Origin of the sequence: Anaerobium acetethylicum (genome assembly GCF_900096945.1) — a bacterium.
GTDB classification, from domain to species: Bacteria; Bacillota; Clostridia; order Lachnospirales; family Lachnospiraceae; genus Anaerobium; species Anaerobium acetethylicum.
In genome coordinates, this window is the sequence record NZ_FMKA01000002.1 from 1 (window position 1) to 23015 (window position 23015).

At 46.9% G+C, this 23015-nt stretch carries 22 protein-coding genes and 2 riboswitches; of the genes, 18 read left to right on the top strand and 4 right to left on the bottom strand.

The window, feature by feature from the left end; genetic code table 11:
• Positions 1-124 precede the first annotated feature (124 nt).
• From dctP to BJR36_RS03060, 9 genes are all read left to right on the top strand, one after another.
• Positions 125-1195, top strand: a complete 1071-nt coding sequence (dctP, locus tag BJR36_RS03020) for a C4-dicarboxylate TRAP transporter substrate-binding protein (protein ID WP_242875436.1) — start codon at positions 125-127, stop codon at positions 1193-1195.
• Positions 1196-1226: 31 nt separating this feature from the next.
• Positions 1227-1727: a TRAP transporter small permease gene (locus BJR36_RS03025; protein WP_091230525.1), complete on the top strand. Its 501-nt coding sequence runs from the start codon at positions 1227-1229 to the stop codon at positions 1725-1727.
• The gene (locus BJR36_RS03030; protein ID WP_091229959.1) at positions 1727-3013 is read left to right on the top strand and encodes a TRAP transporter large permease; all 1287 of its coding nucleotides are present in this window, start codon (positions 1727-1729) and stop codon (positions 3011-3013) included. The genes BJR36_RS03025 and BJR36_RS03030 overlap by 1 nt, the downstream gene beginning before the upstream one ends.
• A 273-nt stretch (positions 3014-3286) precedes the next feature.
• Positions 3287-4258 (top strand): peptide-methionine (S)-S-oxide reductase MsrA, encoded by a 972-nt coding sequence (msrA, locus tag BJR36_RS03035; RefSeq protein ID WP_091229961.1) that lies wholly within the window; start codon positions 3287-3289, stop codon positions 4256-4258.
• Between the two features lie 138 nt (positions 4259-4396).
• Positions 4397-4885 (top strand): universal stress protein, encoded by a 489-nt coding sequence (locus BJR36_RS03040; RefSeq protein WP_091229964.1) that lies wholly within the window; start codon positions 4397-4399, stop codon positions 4883-4885.
• 184 nt (positions 4886-5069) lie between these two features.
• The gene (locus BJR36_RS03045) at positions 5070-5825 is read left to right on the top strand and encodes an EFR1 family ferrodoxin (RefSeq protein ID WP_091229966.1); all 756 of its coding nucleotides are present in this window, start codon (positions 5070-5072) and stop codon (positions 5823-5825) included.
• A 129-nt stretch (positions 5826-5954) separates the two neighbouring features.
• Entirely contained in the window at positions 5955-6440 is a 486-nt protein-coding gene (locus BJR36_RS03050) for a universal stress protein (protein WP_091229969.1), read from the top strand.
• Between the two features lie 14 nt (positions 6441-6454).
• Positions 6455-6940: a universal stress protein gene (locus BJR36_RS03055; RefSeq protein WP_091229972.1), complete on the top strand. Its 486-nt coding sequence runs from the start codon at positions 6455-6457 to the stop codon at positions 6938-6940.
• Positions 6941-7092: 152 nt separating this feature from the next.
• Positions 7093-8484: a uridine kinase family protein gene (locus BJR36_RS03060; RefSeq protein WP_091229976.1), complete on the top strand. Its 1392-nt coding sequence runs from the start codon at positions 7093-7095 to the stop codon at positions 8482-8484.
• A 14-nt stretch (positions 8485-8498) separates the two neighbouring features.
• Here the strand turns inward: BJR36_RS03060 and BJR36_RS03065 are convergent, their stop codons facing one another.
• From BJR36_RS03065 to BJR36_RS03080, 4 genes are all read right to left on the bottom strand, one after another.
• Positions 8499-9629, bottom strand: a complete 1131-nt coding sequence (locus BJR36_RS03065; RefSeq protein WP_207648808.1) for a DUF362 domain-containing protein — start codon at positions 9627-9629, stop codon at positions 8499-8501.
• Between the two features lie 17 nt (positions 9630-9646).
• The gene (locus BJR36_RS03070) at positions 9647-10585 is read right to left on the bottom strand and encodes an ABC transporter permease family protein (RefSeq protein ID WP_091229981.1); all 939 of its coding nucleotides are present in this window, start codon (positions 10583-10585) and stop codon (positions 9647-9649) included.
• Positions 10586-10597: 12 nt separating this feature from the next.
• Positions 10598-11296: an ABC transporter ATP-binding protein gene (locus BJR36_RS03075; RefSeq protein ID WP_091229985.1), complete on the bottom strand. Its 699-nt coding sequence runs from the start codon at positions 11294-11296 to the stop codon at positions 10598-10600.
• A 195-nt stretch (positions 11297-11491) separates the two neighbouring features.
• Positions 11492-12598, bottom strand: a complete 1107-nt coding sequence (locus tag BJR36_RS03080; RefSeq protein WP_091229988.1) for a CdaR family transcriptional regulator — start codon at positions 12596-12598, stop codon at positions 11492-11494.
• Between the two features lie 159 nt (positions 12599-12757).
• On the opposite strand from BJR36_RS03080, the gene BJR36_RS03085 reads away from it, so the two are divergent.
• The 9 genes from BJR36_RS03085 (at position 12758) to BJR36_RS03125 (ending at position 22995) form a co-directional block, all read left to right on the top strand.
• Positions 12758-14032 (top strand): GntP family permease, encoded by a 1275-nt coding sequence (locus tag BJR36_RS03085; protein WP_091229991.1) that lies wholly within the window; start codon positions 12758-12760, stop codon positions 14030-14032.
• A gap of 34 nt (positions 14033-14066) precedes the next feature.
• Complete coding sequence (locus tag BJR36_RS03090; protein WP_091229994.1) at positions 14067-15215, top strand: glycerate kinase family protein; 1149 nt, start codon at positions 14067-14069, stop codon at positions 15213-15215.
• 72 nt (positions 15216-15287) lie between these two features.
• Positions 15288-15387, top strand: a riboswitch (TPP riboswitch).
• Positions 15388-15457: 70 nt separating this feature from the next.
• Positions 15458-15556, top strand: a riboswitch (TPP riboswitch).
• Between the two features lie 73 nt (positions 15557-15629).
• Positions 15630-16421 carry a bifunctional hydroxymethylpyrimidine kinase/phosphomethylpyrimidine kinase gene (gene thiD, locus BJR36_RS03095; RefSeq protein ID WP_091229997.1) on the top strand — a complete coding sequence of 264 codons (792 nt, stop codon included), beginning with the start codon at positions 15630-15632 and terminating at the stop codon, positions 16419-16421.
• A 282-nt stretch (positions 16422-16703) separates the two neighbouring features.
• Entirely contained in the window at positions 16704-18032 is a 1329-nt protein-coding gene (gene thiC, locus BJR36_RS03100) for a phosphomethylpyrimidine synthase ThiC (RefSeq protein ID WP_091230001.1), read from the top strand.
• Between the two features lie 71 nt (positions 18033-18103).
• Positions 18104-19069 (top strand): hydroxyethylthiazole kinase, encoded by a 966-nt coding sequence (gene thiM / locus BJR36_RS03105; RefSeq protein ID WP_091230527.1) that lies wholly within the window; start codon positions 18104-18106, stop codon positions 19067-19069.
• 91 nt (positions 19070-19160) lie between these two features.
• The gene (thiE, locus tag BJR36_RS03110) at positions 19161-19790 is read left to right on the top strand and encodes a thiamine phosphate synthase (protein WP_091230004.1); all 630 of its coding nucleotides are present in this window, start codon (positions 19161-19163) and stop codon (positions 19788-19790) included.
• Between the two features lie 645 nt (positions 19791-20435).
• Positions 20436-21128 (top strand): MBL fold metallo-hydrolase, encoded by a 693-nt coding sequence (locus BJR36_RS03115; protein WP_091230008.1) that lies wholly within the window; start codon positions 20436-20438, stop codon positions 21126-21128.
• On the top strand, positions 21113-22192 hold the full coding sequence (gene rsgA / locus BJR36_RS03120) for a ribosome small subunit-dependent GTPase A (protein WP_091230011.1): 1080 nt from the start codon (positions 21113-21115) through the stop codon (positions 22190-22192). The genes BJR36_RS03115 and rsgA overlap by 16 nt, the downstream gene beginning before the upstream one ends.
• Positions 22193-22245: 53 nt before the next feature.
• Complete coding sequence (locus BJR36_RS03125) at positions 22246-22995, top strand: metallophosphoesterase (protein WP_091230014.1); 750 nt, start codon at positions 22246-22248, stop codon at positions 22993-22995.
• Positions 22996-23015 lie beyond the last annotated feature (20 nt).

Here is a 23015-nt window from a genome sequence, read left to right on the forward strand (position 1 = left end):
TACCTCTATTTTACCACTTGCGGAGAGAAAATTTATATAAATGAAGCAATAAAACCCAGTAAAATCAATGGGTTGCGGCGTTTATCAAACGCCTATAAAATAAAATAACAAGGAGAGAAATATTATGATGAAAAGATTATTAGCGGTAGGATTATCATTAACACTTGTATTTTCACTTGCAGCATGCGGACAGAAAGAAACAGAAACAAAAGAAGAAACGACAGCTACAGAAGAAACTGCAGAAGATAAAGAAGTAATATCCACCGATGCGGTTAAAGTACAGATCGGATTCGAAAACTCAATTTCAGAACCAATCGGACAGGCACTTGAGAAATGGCAGCAGCTTGTTGAAGAGCAGGGAGACGGAAGCGTTGTTATCGAACTGTTCCCAGACAGCCAGTTAGGTTCAAAGAGCGAATTGATCGATTCCATGCTCCTTGGAGAACCAGTAGTGACTTTAGCAGATGGCGCATTCTATGCTGACTATGGTGTCCCGGATATGGGAATCTTATTTGGACCATTCTTATTTGATACATGGGATCAGGCATGGACATTAACAGACAGCGACTGGTATGCAGATCAGAGCGGATTATTAGAAGATAAAGGCTTAAAACTGATTGCTTCTAACTGGAAATATGGAGAAAGACATCTCATGACCAACAAGCTTGTTGAAACCGTTGGCGATTTAAAGGGATTGAAAATCCGTGTACCTAGCAACCAGATCCAGACAGAAGGCTTCAATGCATTAGGTGCAACTGCAACCGGTATGGCTCTTGATGAAGTTTACCAGGCATTACAGACAGGAACAATCGATGGCGCAGAGAACCCACTTGCAACTCTTTATGGCAGAAAACTTCAGGAAGTTGCTCCTTACCTGCTTTTAGATGGACATGTAAAGAACTTTACAACATGGGTATGCGGTACAGCATTCTTTGATACGCTTACTGAAGAACAGCAGGAATTATTGATTTCTACAGGTGAAGAAGCTGGATTATACAACAACACATTAGTAGACGAATCAGAAAAAGAATATTTACAGAAGATGACAGATGAAGGTGTGACGGTTACAGAACCATCAGAAGAAGTTCTGGCTGGATTTAAAGAAGCAGCTCAGTCTTTCTATGAAATGGGAGATAAATTCGGATGGTCTGAAGGTCTTTATGAAACTGTAAAAGAAGCAATGGGAACAAAATAATAACAGCTTAATGAAATGGTTGGTGATTTTTTTGGAAAAGAAAAATAAATTATTAAGTGCTTTATTGAATTTAGATATTGTGATTGCAGGAACGGCCTTAGTTGTATTAGTTGTACTGACCTTTTCAGGCGTTTTCATGAGATATGTTTTAGGAGCACCGTTCACCTGGCTGGAGGAAGTCCAGCTGTGGTGCATGGTATGGATCGTATACGCTGCGGCCGGAGCTGCTTTCCGTACGGGAAGCCATGTGGCAATCGAACTGGTGGTAGATATGCTGCCGGAAGCTGCTCAGAATATTATCGAAGTGATAATTTCAGTTATCGTTGTCGTTGTTGTTGGCTATCTGCTGATCCAAAGCATAGGGTTTGTGGAACTGTTTGTAAGAAGCGGAAGGACTACGAACATGCTCAGCGTACCATACACTCTGATATATGGAATTGTTCCGATATCGTGCGTACTGATGCTTGTAAACTTTTTCTACGCAAAATACAGAGAAATAAAAGGTCTGGATTCTGAAAAGGAGGGTGAATAATGAATTCCGTTGTTGTTTTGACTGCGGTAGTATTACTGGTCTTACTGTTTTTAAAGGTGCCGGTATACATCGCAATTTTAGGAGGTTCAGCAGTTTACTTTTTCCTGAATCCTGATGTTAATGCTATTATTTTTGCACAGCAGGCTGTAGGCGGTGCTGAAAGCATTTCCCTTCTTGCAATTCCTTTCTTTGTATGTGCAGGCGTTCTTATGAACTATACCGGGGTTACAAAAAGGATTATGGATTTCTGCGAAGTTGTTACTGGAAGAATGAACGGTGGCCTTGCGCAGGTCAATGTATTGTTATCAGCACTGATGGGCGGATTGTCAGGTTCAAATATTGCGGATGCTGCTATGCAGTCTAAGATGCTGGTACCAGAAATGGAAAAGAAAGGATTTTCGAAATCCTTCTCTTCCGTAGTTACAGCAACCTCATCCATGATTACACCCCTGATTCCGCCAGGAATTGCAATGATACTTTATGGATGCATCGCAAACGTATCCATCGGTAAACTTTTTGTATCAGGTATCGGTATCGGAACTACCCTTACGGCAGCCCTGATGATCCTCGTATCGACAATTTCAAAAAAACGTGGATACGCGCCGATCAGAACTGAAAAGCTTACAAAGGCAGAGGTTGTAAAGGCAACAAGGCCTGCTATTCTTCCACTTTTGCTCCCAATCATTATCATTGGCGGTATCCGTTTGGGAATCTTCACTGCGACTGAAGCAGGTGCAGTGGCAATTATCTATGCTTTTGTATTAGGTATCGTCTATAAAGAATTAAAAGGAAAAGACTTTTTGGTTTCCATAAAGGAAACAATAACCACAACATCTTCCATCATGCTTATCGTTGCAGCCGCGACGGTATTCTCCTGGATACTGACCAAAGAAAGAATTCCGCAGCAGCTGACAGAATGGATCGTGGCAACAATTGATAATAAGTATATATTCTTAATGATAGTAAACGTATTTCTGCTGATTGTAGGCATGTTCATAGAAGGAAATGCCTCCATGATTATCCTGGTTCCGCTTCTGGCACCAATTGCTAAAGCATTTGGGATCAATGAAATTCATTTTGCCATGGTATATATATTCAATAATGCCATCGGTGCACTTTCACCGCCAATGGGAACCCTGATGTTTGTTACCTGCGGCATCACAAAATGTAAGACAAAGGATTTCATAAAGGAAGCAGTACCGTTCTATATTATGCTGGTAATTGTGCTTATGCTTATCACTTATGTACCATTTGTTTCAACAGGATTGGTTGATTTATTTTATTAAGAAAAAAAGGCAAAAAAGGTACCAGGTACTGTGAACAGCTGTTCACAGTACCTGGTACCTTTTTGCGCATGCGCGAGAGTATGCAAAAGCAAAATGACAGTTAACATTTTTGAAAACCTGTGTTATTATAAAAAAAGACGATGAATAATATTTGATTCAGAAAACATATAAAACGAACGAGATGTATCTGTTAAAACAAGAAGCTGTTTTCGAAACAGTAAATCGATTGCATATGCTCTGCGTGCAGCAACAGAATGGACGAGGTGAAATAAAATGAACAGATTAAATGGGTCAAAGAGAACAAATACGAAACTGGCCACATTTGCCGGCGGATGCTTCTGGTGCATGGTCAGTCCCTTTGAAGAAATGGATGGAATTGTCAGCGTGGTTTCAGGCTACACGGGCGGACATAAGGAGAATCCGGCCTATAGGGAAGTCTGCGAAGGACGGACGGGACATTTGGAGGCAGTCCAGATAGAATTCAATCCGGACCTGATTCCTTATGAGAGGATTCTGGAAATCTACTGGATGCAGATCGATCCGACGGATCCGGGCGGGCAGTTTGCAGACCGCGGAAATTCCTATAGGACAGCCATATTCTATCACGATGAGGAGCAGCAGAAGGCGGCAGAGAAATCGAAAAAGGCTCTGACGGAAAGCGGGAGATTCAAGGAGCCTATTGCAACAAAAATTCTGCCTGCCGCAAAGTTCTACCCGGCGGAAGACTATCATCAGGATTACCACAGAAAGAACCCCGAGCATTATTACAGATACCGCAAGGGATCGGGACGCGAGGCATTTGTAAAGCAGCAGGAAGAGAAGAAGCGGGAGCAGCTTATGTCGAGGTTGTCGGGTATGCAGTATTATGTTACCCAGGAAAAAGGAACAGAACCGCCTTTTGAAAATGAATACTGGGACGACAGCCGGGAGGGCATCTATGTGGATATTGTCTCCGGGGAACCGCTTTTCAGTTCCCGGGACAAGTTTGACAGCGGTTGCGGATGGCCGAGTTTCACAAAGCCTGTAGACAGGTCTTCTATAATAGAAAAAGAGGATCGCAGTTTTGGAATGGAGCGTACTGAAGTGCGGAGTAAAAGCGCTGACTCCCACCTTGGCCATCTGTTCCATGACGGCCCAGGGCCGGCAAAACATCGATACTGCATCAATTCTGCAGCCCTGAAATTTATACCGAAGGAAGAGATGGAACAGCAGGGCTATGGAGAGTACCTTTCGCTCTTTGAATAGATATGCATGATTTGTGGTTGTGAAAGGCACTGTTTCGAATAGTCACGATATCGGAAAATATAGATTCATGATATAATAAGATATAAAAGATAAAACTTGGAAACAGACTGAATATTCAGAAAACAAGGAGGTAAATACATGAAAATACTTGTGCCTGTTGACGGTTCGTCAGCATCTGTCAATGCAGTGAAAAAAGCGATTGAGATAGCTAAAAAGTATGGTTTTTCAATCAAACTAATCTCGGTTGTCGACGTCAGCGCAATGCCGAAATATAGGAGAAATGACAAGCTCTGGGGCCAGGTGGATGGCTCGATTATCGGGCACGGAGCAAGGATGCCGGAGATGGATGAAGTTCTGATTGGGTTTAAGGAAAATGCAGCCAAGATCCTGGATGCGGTTGAGGCGGATCTGGATTTTCAAGGAGTAAAGGTGGAAAAGAGGGTGCTCGTGGGAGCGCCTTATGAAGAGATCCTGGAGACAGCCCGAAACGAAAAGTTCGATCTGATCGTCATGGGAAACAGGGGCTTTTCCAAGATCAAACGCTTTTTTGTGGGATCTGTTGCTCAGAAGGTTATTTCGGAGGCAACCTGTCCCGTTCTGGTAATCCACAGTGACGCATCTTTCTAGCCAGTCAGGGGATTGTCTGGATTCTGGTCAGGGAAGCAGAACCCTTTTAAAAAGCAGAGATTAGTAACTAGTGTGTCAGTACACTAGGAAGGACAGAGTCCTGAATAGTCAGAGAGATTAATTAAAGGGGGACAGAGGAGTCTGAGCCATGACAGAAGTCGGGTGATTCAGGACTCCGAAATTTATGATTCTATATTTTTCGGGAACGGGAAATTCGCTGTATGCTGCAAAACAGGTAGCGGAGCAGACCGGTGACACGCTCATGGATATTGCCGGTATGGTCCGGAATAAGGAACTCGATATAGAACTTGGGGAGGACGAGCATCTGGGGTTTGTATTCCCCGTATACTATTATGGAATTCCGACAATCATCAGGTATCTGATCAGCCACTTGAATATAAGGGGCAATCAGGAGCCTTATACTTTCGCAGTCTTTACCTGCGGAGGCAGCATTGCGGGGGCCGGACTGATGCTTGAGGAGATATTCAAAAAGAATTTCTTCAGGCTTGACCGGGTATTTCCGCTTCTGATGCCGGACAATTACGTGATCCTCTTCAATCCCGCAACCCCGGAGCAGGCAGCGGAAATACTGAAGGTGACGGATTCGCTGCTGGAGGACATGATTCAGGATGTCCAGGAGAGGAATGGAGCAAAGATTTCCGCAAGCTTAAAAGACATCGCACTTACCAGGACTGCCTATCCGTTTTATGTAAGAGGCAGGAAGACAAAAAGCTTCCATGCAGACGACAGCTGCACAGGATGCGGGAAATGCAAAAAAATATGCCCCAGTATGGCGATTGCAATGGAGGACGGAAAGCCGAAATGGGTAAAGGAGCAGTGCATCTATTGCCTCGCCTGTATCAACTGCTGTCCGGAAGAGGCAATACAGTATGGAAAAATGACAAAGAGAAGGCGGAGATACTGGAATCCACTGGTCTGATTCGGTGCAGCTATTCAGAACTGCATAGTCAGTATACGGAAATGCACGACGATGTCACGATGGAGAAGTATCAATGGATAGGGATTAATGTTCGCTCCGTGAGCAGTAAAGGACAAGGAGGAGGATTTCATGAAAATACTGGTTCCGATTGACGGTTCTGCCGCATCTGTAGATGCAGTGAAGAAAGCACTTGAAATTGCAAGAAAATACGACTTTCAGATTAAACTCATTTCTGTCGTGGATATCGACAAGATCTTAAGCTACAGAAGAAATGCAAGCATGTGGCGGTCTGTTGATGGTTCGATACTTGACACGAGGACACTTTTGGAAATGGAGGAAATTCCGAAGAAGCTTATGGCGGAAGCGAACAGCTTACTGGATGAGATTACGGATGAACTGGACTTTTTTGGCGTGGATCTGGAGAAAGAAGTACTGACAGGTGAACCTTATGAGGTGATTCTGGAGACTGCAAAAAAAGAAAACTTTGATCTGATCGTAATGGGGAATCGCGGTTTCTCAAAAATCAAACGTTTCTTTGTCGGTTCCGTTACCCAGAAGGTAATTGCAGAGGCGACCTGCCCGGTTCTTGTCGTTCACAGTGATGTGAAGGAATAAAGGAGGAAATTCCTATGAAAATACTGGTTCCTGTAGATGGTTCGCCTGCATCAATGAATGCAGTGGAAAAGGCTCTTGAAATAGCGAAAAAGTACGGTTTTTCAATGAAGATCATCTCTTCTGTCAGCTTTGACAAAGTACCCAGATACAGAAGGAATGAAAAGCTCTGGCAACAGGTAGACAGCGGCCTCCCAGAGACGATGATGACCGAGGAGGATGAAATAGCGATTCAGCTCAAGAAAAGGGCAGCCGATTTATTGGAATCAATCCCGCGGGAATTTGATTTCACCGGCGTTGAGCTTGAAAAGGAGCTGCTTTTCGGCGATCCGTATGAAAAAATTCTTGAGACGGCAAAGAACGGTAAATTCGATCTCATCGTCATGGGGAACAGAGGATTCTCAAAAATCAAACGCTTTTTTGTTGGATCTGTAACCCAGCGGGTAATCTCAGAAGCGCCATGTCCTGTTCTTGTCATCCATGCAGAGGCCGAGGAAGAATAACTTTTTAGCAGAAAAATTATCCAGAATGTTTAAAACGAACGAAAGAAGAACCACTACAGAACTTTATCTCTGCGAGGTTCTTCTTTCGCATTTACTTATGAGTTGAAACATATAAATATGAACATCAGGATGCTGTGAAGGGTGGATAAACTATGAGGGAGACACATTTGCGGCAGGGCCGCCAGACTGTGAAACTTGGTCTGATTAAAGTCATTCATGATCTTTTTCCGGAAGAGACGCTGAAAACATCCTATTCCATACAGGAAGGGGTATTCTGCAACCTTGCAGGATCGGTCCTTTCTATCAGGGAGGTAAAACAGATTGAATTAAGGCTTAACGAATGGGTGAAAGCTGACAGTCCGATTGCGCTTCTTTGCAAAAAAGACGGATACTATCAGTATCAGGTCGGAGATGTCATAGTTAAGGCGATATATCCTGCCTATACGGATACATCCCTGGTTGAGCCGTTTACAATCATCCCATTTTCGTATGGCTTCATCGTGGATTTCGGAGATATAGACAAAGGCGCCACAAAGCCTCTCGTCCCTCCGTACAAACTGTCATCGGCCTTTGAAAAAAACCAGATATGGCTGAAAAATATCGGAATCCAGCTGGTAGGTGACGTGAACGCCTATATAAGGGAAGGCAACAGCCTTGCACTGCTGAGCATTGCCGAGGCTCTGCATGAGAAGGAAATTGCGGATATAGCTGATATCATTCTTCAGCAGCGGCGCGCACTGCGAATCCTGCTTATTGCGGGGCCGTCTTCGTCCGGCAAGACCTCATTCGCACAGCGGCTTTCGACCCAGCTTCAGGTAAACGGGCTGAAGCCGGTACTTCTTTCTCTGGATAATTATTTTGTGAACCGGGAAGATACTCCCATTGATGCCGAGGGAAATTATGATTTCGACTGCCTGGAAGCGCTTGATCTTCCATATCTTCAGGACCAGCTTCTGAGGCTGATTGATGGAGAAACCGTTGAGACCCCTATATTCGATTTTGTTACGGGAACCCGCAAAAAGGAGACAAAAACCCTGAATGTAGGTCCGTCGGAAATACTTCTGATGGAAGGGATCCATGCCTTGAATCCAAAGCTGGTTTCCAACATCAACAGGAGCTATATCTATAAGATCTATGTAAGCGCCCTGGGAGGGCTCAATATAGACCTGATGAGCAGGCTCCCAACAACGGAGATGAGGCTGATCAGGAGAATTGTACGCGATGAAAGATGCAGGGGAGCCGCACCTGAGAAAACCATGGTCCAGTGGCCGGGCGTCAGGAGGGGAGAATATAAGAATATCTTCACATTCCAGGAGGAGGCGGATGTCATGTTCAATTCAAGCCTGCTCTATGAGATGAATGCCCTGCGGCCATTTGCCGAGGCAGCCCTGAAGCAGATCGGCGATGACAGCTCTTATCTGGAGGCAAGGGACCGCCTGCTGAACCTGCTCACGTTTTTCGAGCCTATGGAAATCACAAAAGTGCCATTCAATTCCATCCTGCGGGAATTTGTCGGAGGAAGCATGTATTTCAATGAAAAATAGGTGAAGCTGCTGTGTTATGCCTTCAGAATCTTTCTGCCAGCAAAAATCACACGGTTTGCGAGGGACGGTCTGATTTTTATGGCTTTTCGAGGGCATACAGGTATGCAGCAGTAGCAGCTGATGCATCGTTTGGTATCAAGGGTCATTTTGCCTTTCAGGGAGCTGATAGCGGCCACCGGGCATGCTCTGGTACAGACGCCGCAGGAAGTGCATTTTCTATTGTCAATCATCAGGTCAACATAGGTGTGGGTGAAGAAAAATCCCTTCTTGCTATATGTGGCTGGAAGGGGTCCCTTGACGAGCTTTTTGAACTTTACGGGGACGATATTGCCGAGAATCTCGATGTCGTCATAGCCGGAAATCATCTGCCTGTCCCGTGCGCGGATGAGCATGGGGATCTCGTCCGGCTCATATCCGATCACTTTGCATACGGCCAGATCCAGGGAGGCTGCATTCCTGGAAGCAAATATCCTGGATGTCTGCACAGGCTTGCCAATGACGGCTGTAGGTCCGCCATCAAGGCTGATGACCGCATCCAGAATGGAGAGGGAAGGCTTCACGATATTGTGGATATCGAGGAAAACGTCTGCAAGCTGGAGCTTGCTGTCGACCCAGCCATGGATCTTCTGCTTGTAGCCGCCGGGAAGGCAGCCGAACATATTCTTTACGGCGCCGGCAAGACGCAATGAGCCGTGGGTCTTGAGTTTCCCGGCATTGATTACAAGATCTGCCTCCAGCAGGACCTTCGGTATATAGAGGACATCCAGCCCGACAAGGCCTGATCTGACTTCCACAAGCGGCTCTTCGTCGAAGGCTATCAGCTCGGCATCGTATTTATAGGCAGTCTCCTGGATTTTCGTCATCTGGAAGGCCTTCCTTGTAAGCCCTTTTTCATAGAAGGCAATGGAATCCCCAATCTGGATATGGCAGTGCTTTTCCTTCAGTATCCGGCACAGGGCGTCCACGACTGCAAAAAGGGTCACTGTATGCTGGTCGGGCCTGTTCTGGGCCATGATATTAGGTTTGATCAGCACGGTTATATTCTCGGGGATGGTGAACTCTATTCTTTTCAAAGCTTCAGTGATGGCTTCGTATACTTCTTCAAAGTCATAGGATCTGCACTCCACAACTGCTACTTTTTCCATGACAATTGCACCGCCTTTCATTCTCCATATGTTTTCAGAGCCTCCTGCAGCTCGATTTTCCCGATTTTCCTCCTGCTTACCATAGTTCCGGTGAAAAAAATGAGTATGAGCATCAGCAGACCGATGACTATATGCACAGGCTTGAACTCCAGCGGGAGAACCACCCCGTATTCCGTCGCAAAGACATCCATGAGTCCTTTCAGGACAACTACCGAAATGGGAATGCTGATCAGATAGGATACCAGGGAATATGCGAAGTAGCCAAACATCGGCAGGGTATAGTCGGGCATCAGGACGAAGTCTGTTATCTGGTAGCTTTTTTCGCCGATGCTGAGGGAATCGCCGATTTTAATGGAGTTCTTGTCAGCGTAAATCTTATTCAAGGCAATTTCGCCATCATCCGATGGTTTTCTTCCTTCCTCGATAAAGGACCTGTTTATGCGTTCGGAATCTTTGATCAGAAGCGCTTTGTGTGATTTTGCGTCTGCAGCACCCGGGCTGTCGCTGCCGTCAGAAGAAATGGATCCGGTCGCATCATCGGCAGAGGCCTCATCAGCCTGCACAGGGTAAAATTCGAAATTCACAATCTTGGATTCACGCAGCTCCAGAGAGAAGTCCTCATAGACCTTTTCGAAGGCTGTCTTCCGGTCATTCATGAGTGTGTAAAAAAGCGCAGAATCGGCACGCTTGATGTCGCTGAGGGAGTATATACCCTGCTGCAGGAGCGCAAGCACCTTCGGATTGGAGGACTCGCTTTCGGTCACCATATTGAGAAATTCGACGGAGAAATCCTCCTGGCTGTAGTCTGACAGGTAGGTTTCCGTAGGTTCCTCGATGCCGCTCAGGCCGTAGAACATCATCGTATAGGTTAGCGAACTGAGTATGATGATAATTCCGATGGCAGTAAGCTGCATCCATTTTTTTCTTAAAGTCCTGATTACGTTCTTGAAAAGCATGGAGAGCACCCCCTAACCCCAGGAGATGTCCCGGGCAGCCTTTTTCGTCTTGTTTGTGATGATCTCCGTTATTTCACCGGAATTCATTTTAATTACCTTATCGGCCATTTCGGCAATCCCCAGGTTATGCGTAATAACCACGACCGTTGTCTGGTATTCGGTGTTCAGCTCTTGTAGAATCTCAAGAATCTGTTTGGAATTTTTTTCGTCCAGGGCACCTGTGGGCTCGTCACAGAAAATGACGTCAGGATTCTTCGCCAGGCTTCTGGCGACGGAAACGCGCTGCTGCTCGCCGCCGGAAAGCTGGTGGGGGTATTTGTTCCTTGCGTTTGAAAGACCGACCTTCTCGAGCAGCTCATCGATGTCGAGAGGCCGCCTGCAAAGGTCCGATCCGAGCTGTATGTTCTCGAAGACTGTGAGGACCTGCAGCAGGTTGTACTGCTGGAAGATGAAGCCCAGGTGGTCCCGCCGGAATTCTACGAGTTCCTCGCCGGAAAGTTCTGTAAGCTCATGCCCCTTGAAGGTGATCCTGCCGGAGGTTACGGAGTCGAGGCCGCTGATTACGTTCAGCAGGGTGCTCTTTCCGCTGCCGCTGGGACCGAGGATGACTATAAATTCCCCTCTGTCAATGGTGAGGTTTATGTCCTTCAGGGCACGGGTCTCTATGTCGCCGGTCCTGTATATTTTGGAGACATTGTTCAGTGTGATCATAAGCTGTCCCTCCTGTCAAAACGGATATTCACAATATGATTATGTTACAGAAATAGTAATATTGATTATAGAATAACGCAGAAAAAATAAATTGTAAATATAACAGAGGATATATATGTGTGATTTCAGACAAAAAGAAAAAGCCGAGACAGATGTTCGGCTTAAAGAGAAATTGGCTTACATGTTTTACTGCTTTTATATCTGCGGATGCATCTCATATGACATAAAGGCAAGTTTCAGTATGGTGAAATCCTTCAGCTCCCTCGGATTGAATCCGGTTTTTTCGTGGAGCTTGTTCAGCCGGTACTGAAGGGTGTTTTTATGAATGAAGAGGTCCTCAGCGGATCTGCTTATGGATCCGTTATTAGCTTCATATACCCTGAGTATTTCAATATATTCCTTGATTTCGTCCCCTGTCAGATTTGAAAGCGTGTTCAGCTGCAGGCTTTTTGAGTTTGGTTCGCTGAAATCCACAAGCAGCAGCCCGATGTCCATTTCGCTGTAAAACTGAATGATTTCCTTTGAAAAGTTCTGGGCCCACTTGAGGGACTGGCAGGCTTGCTTATAGGACATTTTGGATTCTTCAAAGGAGGTGCATATTCTTCCTATCCCGAAGCTGACATCCATCTGGTGATAGTGTTTGATATGCTGGCTGATCTCGTTCAGGTGGAAGGCAAGAGTTCCTTTGGATGTGATCGTGGAAAAAACAACGAAAACACTGCTGCCTGCCGAAATCACCGTATTCTCGGAATCGCTGAGGTATCTGCGGAGGGTATGATAGACATCATAGTCCACATCCGATTCATTGCTGATGACGCCCACGATGCATCGGCGGGGCAGTTTGATATTATAGTGTGCGGCGGAAAGGGTATCGGAATCCGACAGGTAGTCATTGTAGATCAGGCTGTCAATGAAGGCTTTTTCATTCTGCCTTCTCATGAAATCCGAGCTCTTTGCATGGGCTTCTGTAATCATCAATTCCGTCAATTTCCGGATGATTTTGGCATATTGGATGACCACTTCGGGAACTCCTGTTATTCCGATGATACCGATTATCTGATTCTGGAAATAAACAGCTGTATTGAATCCGCTTCTTGTACCGGGAAATTCATCATCAAACCGGATGATGAGATCCTGTCCGGTTGCAATTACTTTTTTAGCACCTTCATGTATCTTTCCGATTCGGTTTTCGTCAGTGGATGCGATTATGGTTCCGTCAGTTTCAATAAAGTTTATTTCATGATGAATGATTTCCTTGATATTATCTACAATGCTCTGAGCCAGGTTTTTAGAGATTATCATAAAGCCTCCTTGGTTTACGTACTAAAAAATATATAAAATAGCTAAATGTGAATGTTATACGTAACATTGTATTGCATATATAATTAAATTACAATAGGTATAACGAATTGTACAAACGTTTTTGAGAAAACAACCAAAGTAATGAAGGAGGAACACATTATGGAACCAACAGTAACAGTTACCGCCATAGGAGCGTTATTAGGATTGGTGCTGGCAATTGCATTGATCTTCAAAAAAATCCCGCCATTTTATGCTTTGCTGGCAGGAGCTTTGATAGGAGGGCTTATCGGAGGAGCAAGCCTTACCGATACAGTCGTATTGATGACCAACGGAGCCAAAGGTATGGCTACATCGATATTAAGGATCCTTTCAGCCGGAATTCTGGCGGGAGTGCTGATCAAGTCTGGAGCGGCAGCATCCATTGCCTATGCCATCACGAAAAAGCTGGGCGCAAAGAGGGCACTTCTGGCATTGGCGCTGGCAACCATGATTTTGACAATGGTTGGCGTATTTATCGACATCGCAGTCATTACGGTTTCGGCCATTGCAATAGAGATTGCAAAAACTTCAGGATATAGCAGATCATCCGTACTGATTGCCATGATAGGCGGCGGAAAGGCCGGCAATATCATGTCACCGAACCCGAATGCGATTGCAGTATCTGATGCCTTTGGCGTACCGCTTACAAACGTTATGTTAGCAGGTACCGTTTCAGCGATTTTTGGAATTATCGTGACCTATTTCATTGCGACAAAACTAAGTGGAAAGGGAAGCATGATTGCAGAAGGGGAAATCGTAGAAGACAATAGCCAGACAGGCTTGCCGTCATTTGGAAAATCATTGGTAGGGCCGATTGTGGCAATCGTGATACTGGCGTTAAGGCCGTTGTTTGGAATTACCGTTGATCCTATGATTGCACTTCCGGTCGGCGGAATCGTTGAAATCATTGTACTTGGCAAGTCGAAGCATTTCGTGGAATATATCGAATATGGCCTTGGAAAAATGATCAATGTTGCCATTATTTTATTGGGAACAGGTCTGATTGCAGGCATCATCACGAATTCGACACTGGGTTCCGTTTTGATCGGAGCAATCGAATATCTTGGCTTACCGCCTTTCTTACTGGCGCCATTGGCCGGAATTCTCATGTCGGCGGCAACTGCATCCACCACTTCGGGATGTGCGGTAGCGGGCAGCGTATTTGCCACTTCTCTTATTGATGCAGGAGTTTCTCCTATCGGAGGATCAGCCATGGTTCATGCTGGCGCAACAGTACTTGACCACCTGCCACACGGCTCATTCTTCCATGCGACAGGCGGAAGCGTAAACATGGAATTCAAAGAAAGGTTAAAATTGATTCCTTTTGAATCAGCAATTGGTCTTGTTCTTGCGGCAGCATCAACAATTGTATTCGGAGTGATCGGGCTCGGCTGAGCCTGACTGGTCAAGATAAGAAAGAGGTGACAGTATGAAGTTTGTTTTAGCGCCAGATTCATTTAAAGAAAGCATGACAGCTAAAGAAGTCTGTGAATCCATGGAGTATGGCATTCGTAAAGTTTTTCCTGATGCAGATATTGTACATGTTCCCATGGCCGATGGCGGAGAAGGAACTGTGCAGGCCCTGGTCGACGCAACAGTAGGAACCATTGCAGAAATGATGGTCACCGGCCCTTTGGGCAGCCAGGTGCAGGCAGTTTATGGAATCCTGGGTGACGGGACCACGGCTGTGATTGAGATGGCCAGTGCAAGCGGCATTCAGTATGTCAATAAAGAAACGAAGAATCCATTGATTACAACCACATACGGAACCGGAGAACTCATAAAAGAGTGCCTGGACAGAGGATGCAAGAAAATAATTCTCGGCATTGGAGGAAGCGCGACCAATGATGGCGGAAGCGGGATGGCAAGAGCCCTGGGTGCCCTGTTCCTGGATGAGGATGGAAATGAGATTCCCCAGGGAGGAGGATATCTGTCACAGCTGTCAAAAATCGATATCACACAGATGCACCCGAAACTGGCAGAATGCATGATTGAAATAGCATCCGACGTGACGAATGTGCTGTGCGGAAAAGAAGGTGCTTCAGCAGTATTCGGCCCTCAAAAGGGAGCGACGCCCGAAATGGTCAGCACCCTGGACAGGAACCTGGAACATTATGCCAATATCGTAAGGCGTGATATCGGAAGGGATATCCTGTGTGCAGCAGGAGGCGGAGCGGCAGGCGGACTTGGTGCAGGCCTGATTGCCTTCACGAACTGCAAAATGTCAAAAGGCATCGATATCGTAATCCGTTATTCAAATCTGAAGGAAAAGCTGCAAGGAGCCGATTACTGCTTTACTGGTGAAGGCCAGATAGACTTCCAGACAAAATTCGGGAAAACGCCATATGGCGTTATGAAGGCTGCAAAGGAAGTGGATCCTGATATCAAGGTGGTAGCGGTTGCAGGATGCCTTGGAAAAGATATCGAGAGCCTGTATGAAGAAGGATTCACGTCCATATTCGGCATCATTCCTACAGCAAGCGACATAGAGACCCTGCTGAAAACAGGCAAAGAGAATATTGCAAGGACATGCGAAAGCATTTGCAGGCTTATAAAAGACAGTGCGGCCGGCCGTTAATACCGGAAACGGATCTTGCAGCACATAAATGAGATTCACAATTGACTTTTTATGCATAGTGTTATAGAATCAAGTTGTTAGCGGGGGGACTGTTCCACAGTTGAGAAGGTAAAACCTGACCCTTAGAACCTGGCGGTTAAGACCGGCGTAGGGAAGCGATTGAGGAACATTATGATTTTAGATGTTTTTTGGATGCTTTTCCTGACGGGAAGCATCCTTTTTTTGTACAAATAGAATAGCGTTATTGTTTGCGGGGGGACTGTTCGCAGTTGAGAAGGTAAAACCTGACCCTTAGAACCTGTTAGTTCATACTAGCGTAGGGAAGCAAGATTGTTTTGAAACTGAAACGGCACCCTATGCATAGCAGGGTGCCGTTTTTTTGAGCCCCAGACAAGAAACTGGAAAGGAAGCAAAATGAAAAACTGTTTAACAATTGCCGGTTCCGACTGCAGCGGAGGGGCCGGGATACAGGCTGATCTGAAGACGTTTTCGGCACTGGGGACATTCGGCATGAGCGTCGTATCTGCCGTTGTCGCGGAGAATACCAGCCGGGTCATCTCAATCCAGGATATTGATGTGAAGATCCTTGAGGACCAGATCGATGCCGTGTTTGAAGACATCGAGGTGGCGGCCGTGAAGGTGGGGATGCTGCCGGGAATTGAATCCATGCGGGCTGTGGCAGCAAAACTAAGGGAATACAGGCCGCCTGTCATTGTGATGGATCCCGTTATGGTGGCAACAGGCGGAGGAAACCTGATGAATCCAGAGGCACTTGGGACGCTGAAAAAGGAACTCATTCCGGTTGTGACGCTTCTGACACCTAACATTCCTGAGGTTGAAATCATCGCAGGGACAGGCATCAGAACACAGGAGGATATGAAGGCGGCAGCAGTCGAGATCCATCGGATGGGGGCGCAAAACGTACTGATCAAAGGGGGGCATCTTGAGGGAGAGGCATATGACCTGCTATATGACGGAGTGAATTTTTATTCATTTTCCGCAGAACGAATCGATACGAAAAATACCCACGGGACCGGCTGCACCCTTTCGTCTGCAATTACGGCGAACCTTGCAAAAGGGATGGATATGCCGTCGGCGGTGGCTGAGGCAAAAAGATATCTGACCGAGGCAATCAGGCATGGACTTGCAATCGGAAAAGGACACGGGCCGACAAACCATTTTCACGAATTTTACAGGATGAATTAACGGGGACGTGATGCAAAACATGTTCATTCGCAGCGCGCTCTCGCTTAGATGAAGACGTAGTGGTACGTAAGGCCGCAAAGTACGCGGCCTAAGTACCAACATCTTCATAAAGCTGCTCATTGAATCATGTTTTGCATCACTGCGTGTTGGCAGGCGAATGTGCAAAATCGACGAAGTCGAATGTTAGAAGAGGGCTTTTGAAGCTTGGATGAAGGACGTAGTCATGAATAGTTACCTTTGACAAGATAATCAGAATAGCAGAGAAAGGGAAGGAAGAAGAAAATGAAGAATTGCAGAACGAGGAATTACAAAACACAGATGGAGGCAGCAAAGAAAGGAATCGTTACTCCGGAAATGGAGACTGTTGCAGATAAGGAGAACATGGATATCAGCCGCCTTATGGAGCTTGTGGCATGCGGCCAGGTTGCGATACCGGCTAACATCAACCACAAATCACTTTCCCCGGAAGGCGTGGGGACAGGCCTGAAGACAAAAATCAACGTAAACCTGGGAGTTTCAGGGGACTGCAGGGATTACACGATGGAAATGCAGAAAGTTGACATGGCTCTGAAGTTCGGGGCGGAGGCAATTATGGACCTGAGCAATTACGGAAAGACCAACACCTTCCGCAGGCAGCTCCTTGAAAAATCCACGGCAATGATCGGAACGGTTCCTATGTACGACGCAATCGGATATCTGGAGAAAGACCTTATGGAGATCACGCCCCAGGATTTCATGAGGGTAGTCCGTGCCCATGCTGAGGAGGGGGTGGATTTCATGACCATACATGCGGGAATCAACCGCAGGGCAGTGGAAGCATTCCGCCGCAGCGGCAGAAAGATGAACATCGTTTCCCGTGGCGGATCCCTTCTTTTTGCATGGATGGAGATGACAGGAAATGAAAATCCATTTTTCGAATTCTATGACGACGTCCTGGAAATACTCCGCGAATACGACGTTACCATCAGCCTGGGGGATGCCCTTCGTCCGGGATGCATCAGCGACAGCACCGATGCAGGCCAGATAGGCGAGCTGATCGAACTGGGTCACCTTACAAAACGCGCATGGGAAAAGGATGTCCAGGTAATCGTTGAAGGCCCGGGTCATATGGCGCTCAACGAAATCGCGGCAAACATGGCGCTCCAGAAACGCCTCTGCCACAACGCACCGTTCTATGTACTGGGACCTCTTGTGACAGACATCGCACCGGGATATGACCATATCACTTCGGCAATCGGAGGAGCAATCGCGGCTGCAAGCGGCGCTGATTTCCTCTGCTATGTGACGCCTGCTGAACATCTGCGTCTTCCGGACATTAATGACGTAAGGGAAGGGATTGTGGCAAGCAAAATAGCTGCCCATGCGGCAGATATTGCAAAGGGAATTCCGAACGCAAGGGATATCGACGACAGGATGGCAGAGGCCCGCAACGATGTTGACTGGGATAGAATGTTCGACCTTGCGATCGATGGAGAAAAGGCGAGGGACTACTTCGAAAGCATGCCTCCTGAAGACAAGCATACCTGTTCCATGTGCGGAAAAATGTGCGCCATGAGAACGACGAAGATGATACTTGAAGGGAAGAAAGTGGAACTCTACGCAGCGCAGTAAGAAATAGTCTCGAATCGTGACTGATGGTGACAGAGAGCATTTCAAGGGAAGGGAAATAAAAGGGCATGATTATGGAAAATGAAAAAGCAGTAAAAGCAGAAAGTGCAGCAAAAACAGTAAAAGCGGCAAAAGCAGAAAGTACAGAAAAACCAGTAAAAGCAGAAAATGATGCAAAACCAGCAAATGCAATAACCGGAGAAGTGGCAGCTATGCTGACCGAATTAAGGAACAGGGTGCCCCTTGTGCACTGCATCACAAACTACGTGACAGTCAACGACGTGGCAAACGCCCTGCTGGCAATCGGGGCATCGCCAATCATGGCGGATGATATTGAAGAAACAGCAGATATTACAGCAATTTCCTCGGCTCTTGTCATCAATATCGGAACCCTGAACAAGCGCACCATCGCATCCATGACAGCATCGGGGAAAAAAGCGAATGAGCTTGGAATCCCGGTGGTTTTCGATCCGGTGGGGGCAGGCGCCTCGAGGCTGAGGAATGAAACTGTAAAAGCCATTCTCGATGAAGTGAAGATTTCCGTAATCCGCGGAAACCTGTCCGAGATTTCCTTTGTGGCAGGGCTTGAGGTTTCAACAAAGGGCGTCGATTCTTCCGAAGCGGATGAGAAAAATGATGCAGCAGAGGTCGCAAAGGCAGTTGCTAAAAGACTGGGATGCGTGGCGGCAATCACAGGTGTAGTGGACATCATAACTGACGGCAGCAGGCTGGTCAGAATCAAAAACGGGAACAGGATGCTTTCCAAAGTAACGGGAACGGGATGCGTATCAACAGCCCTGATTGGAGCATTTGCAGGAACCGGTGAAGACTTCCTGGTTGCCGCAGCTGGAGGGGTTTCGGCAATGGCAATGGCTGGGGAGACGTCCTTTGAAAAGGCAGGACAGACCGGAACTGGCAGCTTCCATATGGGAATCATCGATGCACTCAGCAGGCTGGATGCAGATTCAGTCATGGCGCAGGCGGAGTTTGAGGAAGAGCAGCTGGAGGAAGAGCTGCTCAGGGAAGAGCAGGCCTGCTGATTTTGCAAGTTGTGTTCATAATCTGTGACGATGAAGGACATAGTCCTGAATGGCTAAAGGGCAGGTTCAACGATAACCGGGAGGTGAGAAAATGCAGAAAGAAAACATAGACTACACATTATACCTCTGCACGGACAGGGAACTCATGTCTGTCGAAACGATTGAGGAGTCCGTGGAGCAGGCCATCGCAGGAGGGTGTACCGTGGTGCAGTTACGGGAAAAGGACTGTTCGTCCCTTGATTTCTACCTGCTGGCCGGGAGAGTCAAGGAAATTACCGACAGATACGGGGTTCCGCTGATCATAAACGACAGGGTCGACATCGCAATGGCTGTGGATGCTGAAGGAGTCCATGTGGGGCAGAGCGACCTGCCGATGGGGCTGGTCAGGAAAATGATCGGCAGGGATAAGATACTGGGCGTTTCAGCTCACAATATCGCGGAGGCCGTTGAAGCATGCCGGGCAGGGGCCGACTACCTTGGCGTCGGAGCCATATTTTCGACATCGACGAAAAAGGATGCTGCGGTCGTAGGAATTGATGAACTGAAACGGATCAGGGAGGCCGTTGACGTTCCGATCGTGGCAATCGGAGGCATACACAGGGAAAACATAGAAGTGTTCAAAGGGTTCGGACTTGACGGACTGGCAGTGGTTTCGGCAGTGGTAGCCCAGGTGGATATCGCAGAGGCTGCAGCCGAGCTTGTAAGAAGATTCAGAAGCTGACATGCTTGGGAGTATGTATGCATAGATGATATTGAAACACAGAGGTAATTGTTCAGAACCCCAGTCTCGCGAGGTGTTTTTATGCTGAATTTGCATAAAAACCCGAGACATGCCTGCGCCAAATTGCTGATTTTGCAATTTGTGTGCATCATCTGTGACTATGAAGGACGTAGTCCTAAATAGTTACACACAGAGAATGACATGCTGGGGAGTATGTACATAGACAGGCATGGGGGAGGGTCGGTTGCAATGTTTTGATCATAAGGGCATTTAACAGCAATGCCGATCCAAACGGAATACAGCAGCGATCCCGTTCATGTTGACAATAAAATATGCCGGAACTACAATGAGAGTAATAAGAAACTTTCATTGTGGTTCCGTTTTTTTTATCTCAATGGTATTCGTCAATTTGCACAGCTTTCGAGAAGGAGGACGTCATACAAAACATGTTGATTCGCAACGCGCTCTCGCTTAGATGAAGACGTAGTGGTACGTAGGGCCGCAGAATACGCGACCCAAGTACCAACGCCTTCATAAAGTTGCTCATCAATTCATGTTTTGTATGACTGTTCTACAGCTGGCGACTGTGCAAATTGACGAAGCCGAGGTTTACGATGTTCTTTCGACATGGAGGTGAGTTGAAATATGGATACAGTCGAAATAACCAGGCTTTCAAAATATTCCTGGTTCGAAATAAAATACCACGGACGGATCATTCATTTCGATCCAGGCTATGCAGGTTATTTTGAAAACCAGAAGATTTCGGAAAAAGAGTTCGAGCAGAAGGCGGATCTTGTACTGATATCGCATTTCCATAAAGATCATCTTCAGCCCGAGGCGTTGAAAAGAATAACAGGTCCGGAAACGAAAATAATCGCTTCATTGAACTGCGCGGACAGGCTTGAAAAAGGCGCGGTGCTGGTAAAGCCGGGGGATGTTATTGAAATAGGAGCAGGCGTCATGGTACATGCGGTAGATGCCTACAATACCCCCGAGGGGCATTCAACGAAAAAATTTCATCACAGAGGCGAATGCGTCGGATATGTACTGGACCTTGATGGCATGAGAATATATTTTGCCGGAGATACTGACTTTATTCCGGAAATGAGAAAGATTGCTGATGTGGACATAGCATTTCTGCCGGTTGGAGGAACATTTACCATGGACATGGGAGAGGCTGCATGTGCTGTGGCTGCAATCAGGCCGCGGTTTGCTATCCCGATGCATCAGCTCCAGGCAGAACTGGATGATTTTAAGAAAGAATCAGGAATCAGGCCGGAAACAGAAATCATTACATTAAAGACCGGAGAGAGGAAGCTGCTATGCGGGAAAAAATGAGGAATTTAGGCTTTACGGAGGGCATTTTAAAAGAGGCAGAAAAATACGAAGGTCTCCATCCGGCGAGGATTACTGCCCAGTATAAAGACATGTACAAGGCTGCCACGGCAGATGCGGAGCTGCTTGCTGAGGTTTCGGGCAGATTCCGCTATGAGTCGTCGGATGAAATGTTGAATTTTCCGGCTGTGGGCGATTTTGTAATGATCGACAGGAATGAGGCTGACAGGGGAAATGCAATCATTCATGCGATCCTGCCGCGTAAAAGCATCTTTATCAGAAAGGCTGCAGGAACGGGCCATGAAATCCAGGTGGTTGCTGCAAATATCGATACTGTCTTCCTTTGCATGTCTCTCAATAAGGATTTCAACCTCAGGAGGCTGGAGAGGTATCTTTCGATTGCCTGGGACAGCGGGGCGGTACCGGTCATCATTCTGACGAAAGCAGACTTGTGCCCAGACCTAGAGGCAAAGCTTCAGGAGATAGCGGAGTCGGCAGCAGGCGTTGATGTGGTGGTAACGTCAGGAATGACCGATGACGGATACAAGGCAGTTCTGAAATACATAACTCCCGGGAGGACCGTTGCATTTATGGGCTCGTCGGGAGTAGGAAAATCAACCCTCATAAACAGGCTGATGGGCGGAGAAGTCATGGAAACCAGAGAAATCAGAAGGGATGACAAAGGCAGGCATGCGACCACCAGGCGTGAGCTGATGGTCCTTCCAACGGGCGGCGCCGTCATCGACACGCCGGGAATGCGGGAACTGGGAGTGGAGAGCGTAAATCTGGCCAAGACATTCGCAGATATAGACGAGCTGGCAGAAAAATGCAGGTTCCGCGACTGCAGCCATGAAACCGAGCCAGGCTGCGCCGTAAGAAAGGCAATAGAAGAAGGGGAACTTACGGAGGAGCGCCTCGCCAGCTACAGAAAGCTGAAGAAAGAGGCAAAATACGAGGGACTCAGCTCAAGACAGATTGACAATGAAAAGACGACCGAGATGTTTGCGGAATTCGGCGGAAGAAAGAATGCAAGGGATTATGTAAAAGGGAAAAAGAAGGGCAGTTAGAAACTGCGGCTGGTTATTCAGGAACAGGCAATGTCTTTTCCGGAGGTGGGCATATGAATTATGTACTTTCAGATATCCATGGCAGGTACGATCTCTATGAAAAAATGCTCGAAAAGATAGATTTAAAAAGCTTTGACAGCCTTTACATCATAGGTGACGTGATAGACCGGGGACAGGACGGAATCAGAATCCTGCTGGACATCATGAGCCGCAACAATATAGTGCTGATCATAGGCAACCACGAGGACATGATGTACAAGGCAATCAGGCAGGGCTTCAGCTGTGACTGCAAGGGAGACATCCTGCTTACTGCAGAGTCTGCACTATGGCTCTACAACGGAGGACGGACGACCCTGAACAGCTATTTGAGGCTGGGCAGGGATGAACAATCCAAAATCCTGGAATACCTGAAAACATGCCCTGTCTGTATTCCACAGCTGAAGGCTGGAGACAGGAAGTTTTATCTGGTTCATGCCTTTCCATCAGGCCAGCTGAAGGAGGGGCAGCATCTGTATGGGGATTACGTGGATGATAACGAGCTTCTCCATGAACTTCTGTGGAAAAGGCTCGCATATTCCAATGGAAACTGGGATACATTCAATCTGCCGGAGGGCACGGAGGCGATAATCGGACACACGATTACGGCTTATTTTGAACCAGGGGAAAGAAATAGCGAAGACGGGTGCCGGATCTTTTTTGGAAAATCTTTTATCGCAATGGACTGCGGAGCCGGCCGGGGCGGCAGCATGGCAAGGCTTGGATGCCTGAGGCTCGAAGACAGGAAGGAATTTTACGTATCGTGATGACGGTGGGAACATATAGA

Excerpts from the sequence above, each read along its gene's own strand:
- dctP (WP_242875436.1), top strand. The coding sequence starts at position 125 with ATGATGAAAAGATTATTAGCGGTAGGATTATCATTAACACTTGTATTT.
- BJR36_RS03065 (WP_207648808.1), bottom strand. The coding sequence starts at position 9,629 with ATGGAAAAAGTAGCAGTTGTGGAGTGCAGATCCTATGACTTTGAAGAA.
- thiC (WP_091230001.1), top strand. The coding sequence starts at position 16,704 with ATGAAGAATTGCAGAACGAGGAATTACAAAACACAGATGGAGGCAGCA.
- BJR36_RS03060 (WP_091229976.1), top strand. The coding sequence starts at position 7,093 with ATGAGGGAGACACATTTGCGGCAGGGCCGCCAGACTGTGAAACTTGGT.
- thiE (WP_091230004.1), top strand. The coding sequence starts at position 19,161 with ATGCAGAAAGAAAACATAGACTACACATTATACCTCTGCACGGACAGG.
- thiD (WP_091229997.1), top strand. The coding sequence starts at position 15,630 with ATGAAAAACTGTTTAACAATTGCCGGTTCCGACTGCAGCGGAGGGGCC.
- BJR36_RS03115 (WP_091230008.1), top strand. The coding sequence starts at position 20,436 with ATGGATACAGTCGAAATAACCAGGCTTTCAAAATATTCCTGGTTCGAA.
- BJR36_RS03045 (WP_091229966.1), top strand. The coding sequence starts at position 5,070 with ATGATTCTATATTTTTCGGGAACGGGAAATTCGCTGTATGCTGCAAAA.
- BJR36_RS03125 (WP_091230014.1), top strand. The coding sequence starts at position 22,246 with ATGAATTATGTACTTTCAGATATCCATGGCAGGTACGATCTCTATGAA.
- BJR36_RS03080 (WP_091229988.1), bottom strand. The coding sequence starts at position 12,598 with ATGATAATCTCTAAAAACCTGGCTCAGAGCATTGTAGATAATATCAAG.
- BJR36_RS03070 (WP_091229981.1), bottom strand. The coding sequence starts at position 10,585 with ATGCTTTTCAAGAACGTAATCAGGACTTTAAGAAAAAAATGGATGCAG.
- rsgA (WP_091230011.1), top strand. The coding sequence starts at position 21,113 with ATGCGGGAAAAAATGAGGAATTTAGGCTTTACGGAGGGCATTTTAAAA.
- BJR36_RS03050 (WP_091229969.1), top strand. The coding sequence starts at position 5,955 with ATGAAAATACTGGTTCCGATTGACGGTTCTGCCGCATCTGTAGATGCA.
- BJR36_RS03075 (WP_091229985.1), bottom strand. The coding sequence starts at position 11,296 with ATGATCACACTGAACAATGTCTCCAAAATATACAGGACCGGCGACATA.
- thiM (WP_091230527.1), top strand. The coding sequence starts at position 18,104 with ATGGAAAATGAAAAAGCAGTAAAAGCAGAAAGTGCAGCAAAAACAGTA.
- BJR36_RS03055 (WP_091229972.1), top strand. The coding sequence starts at position 6,455 with ATGAAAATACTGGTTCCTGTAGATGGTTCGCCTGCATCAATGAATGCA.
- BJR36_RS03090 (WP_091229994.1), top strand. The coding sequence starts at position 14,067 with ATGAAGTTTGTTTTAGCGCCAGATTCATTTAAAGAAAGCATGACAGCT.
- msrA (WP_091229961.1), top strand. The coding sequence starts at position 3,287 with ATGAACAGATTAAATGGGTCAAAGAGAACAAATACGAAACTGGCCACA.
- BJR36_RS03040 (WP_091229964.1), top strand. The coding sequence starts at position 4,397 with ATGAAAATACTTGTGCCTGTTGACGGTTCGTCAGCATCTGTCAATGCA.
- BJR36_RS03085 (WP_091229991.1), top strand. The coding sequence starts at position 12,758 with ATGGAACCAACAGTAACAGTTACCGCCATAGGAGCGTTATTAGGATTG.
- BJR36_RS03030 (WP_091229959.1), top strand. The coding sequence starts at position 1,727 with ATGAATTCCGTTGTTGTTTTGACTGCGGTAGTATTACTGGTCTTACTG.